Annotated in this window: 3 protein-coding genes; all 3 read right to left on the bottom strand. The window is 66.9% G+C overall.

Annotated features, from left to right (window positions below; translation table 11 throughout):
- Positions 1 to 383, bottom strand: a 383-nt coding sequence (locus ACZ4TW_RS23975; RefSeq protein WP_465547015.1) for a cation transporter, incomplete at its 3' end; no start/stop codon positions are given.
- Positions 384 to 460: 77 nt separating this feature from the next.
- Positions 461 to 1,411 carry a hypothetical protein gene (locus ACZ4TW_RS23970; protein ID WP_006357624.1) on the bottom strand — a complete coding sequence of 317 codons (951 nt, stop codon included), beginning with the start codon at positions 1,409 to 1,411 and terminating at the stop codon, positions 461 to 463.
- A gap of 92 nt (positions 1,412 to 1,503) precedes the next feature.
- Positions 1,504 to 1,710: a heavy-metal-associated domain-containing protein gene (locus tag ACZ4TW_RS23965; RefSeq protein ID WP_006438347.1), complete on the bottom strand. Its 207-nt coding sequence runs from the start codon at positions 1,708 to 1,710 to the stop codon at positions 1,504 to 1,506.
- Positions 1,711 to 1,955: the final 245 nt, after the last annotated feature.

The following is a 1,955-nucleotide window of genomic DNA, read 5'->3' as shown; positions in this document are numbered from 1 at the left end:
ACCATTGCCAGCGCGATCACCGGTACCGAGAGAACCACCGCACCGATCAGTCGGTGACGCAAGGCCACGAGCTCCCCGTCGTCGTCCGAAGGGTCGTCGTCGGGGTCGGCGCCTGTGGGAATGGCGGGCAGCGCAGCGCGGTACCCGGCCTGTTCGATGGTCTCGATCAGCAGGTTGGGGTCGACACCGGCGCGTGCGCTGACGTGAGCTTTTTCGGTGGCGTAGTTCACCGAGGCGCTCACTCCGTCGAGTTTGTTCAGTGTGCGTTCGATGCGTGCCGCGCACGAGGCACACGTCATGCCCGACACGGCGAGTTCGACATCGACGGTGCCTGTCTGCTCGGCGGTGGCCGCAGGTGGGTGGATCGGAGCTGAGGTGGTCATGGGGAAGTTCCTCGAAGGGTGAGCGCCTCGGCGCAGTGCCTCGGTGCAGTGGCCCCGGGGTGGCGCTGGTTAGCGAGTTAGTGTCCGGCGTGCGGATCGGCCGAGGGGGCCGTGGAGTTGGTTGTCGGGGCCGGGGCGCCGGTGGGGGCGTCGAGAACGAAGGTGGCGGTGTGCACAGCGCCGTCGACCTGGAAGTCGAGGTAGAGCAGATAGCGGCCCGGGGTGGGGGCGGTGGTGGCGAAGCGGACCTGTGGTCCCGCGAGTTGACCGGCGGTCGGTGCCGCGCCCTCAGGGTGAACATGCAGGTAGGCCAGGTCGCCCTGACGCAGAGCCACCAAGTGACCGAAAGCGCCCAGATACGGCTGCAAGGTAGTGACCGGTTGTCCTGCTCGCCGCACGGTGACGGTCAATTCGGACTCGGCTCCCGCGCGCAGGTGCCCGGCCAGCTCGATGTCGAACCCGTCGACGGATGACTGTCGTGATTCGGCGGCGGCTGGGGCCGGCTGGTAGTCACCGCTGACTTCGACGGTGCTGGTCAGGGTGAGGGGTTGACCGGTGGCGGCGGGCACGAAGTCGGCATAGATCCGGTAGCTGCCTCCCGTCGCCCACTGCCAGGGCAGCGACCAGCGCCCTTCGGGCGAGAGAGTGGGGTGCACGTGTCGAAAGTAGGCGCCATCCGCGCGGACGACGATCAGGTGCAGCTGCTTGTCGTGCTCGGTGGCGAAGTCGGTGACCGCGGCCCCGGCGGCGTCGAGGATCTCAAAGCTCAGCGGTGCTTGCATCCCGGGCGCATGGGGTGCCACCACATTTCCCAGGATGAAGCCGCCTGCTGCCAGCGAAACCCCGCGAACCTGATCGGCACCGGGGGACGCAGATGATGACGGTTGGGCAGTGTGGCCGACATGGGTGGACTCGGCCGACGACGGTCGTGGCCGATCGGGTGCGACACCCGCGGCGATGGCATAGGCCGCGGCGAAAACTATCAGCAGAGCCGCAGCGAAGACGCCGAGCTTGGTTGGAACATTCATCGCTGGATTCCTGTCATCGGTGGTGGCGACACACACGCCGCCCGGAGAAGGGCTGAAGTCGCCAGTGGGCAGACACTTCAGCCCCTCATCTGCTACTGCGCCAGGTGGTAGCCGGCCTCTTCGACCGCGACGCGGATCGCGTCGGGCTCGATCGGGGCCGAGCTGGAGATGGTGACTTGCCCGCTGGCCACGTCGACCTCGACGTCGGTCACGCCGGCCAGTGCTCCGACTTCTTCACGCACCGACGACGCGCAGTGCCCACACGTCATTCCGGAGACGATCACTGTCGATGTGCTCATGAGATGTGCCCTTTCGGTACAGCAGTGGTGCCGACGACCCTCAGGAGGCCTGTCGCTGTGGCGTCTCGCCACACCACCTTTATACCATACCCCCCTAGGGTAATCAATGGGTGGAGGTGGGTTGAGCTTCGGTGGGGGCGGAGACGCTGAGTGACCTGACCGGCGTGTCGCGGACGGTGGTTCCCGCCACTACGGTGGGAATGACCGAAGGAGAGTTGGGCGACAGTGGCACGGGATCGTGGGCG

Source organism: Agromyces sp. NPDC029043, from assembly GCF_055564615.1.
The sequence above is the reverse complement of the archived record's forward strand: the minus strand, read 5'-3'. Positions and strand labels throughout refer to the sequence as shown.

Coding starts and splice junctions, on each gene's coding strand:
- ACZ4TW_RS23970 (WP_006357624.1), bottom strand. CDS start 1,411: ATGAATGTTCCAACCAAGCTCGGCGTCTTCGCTGCGGCTCTGCTGATA.
- ACZ4TW_RS23965 (WP_006438347.1), bottom strand. CDS start 1,710: ATGAGCACATCGACAGTGATCGTCTCCGGAATGACGTGTGGGCACTGC.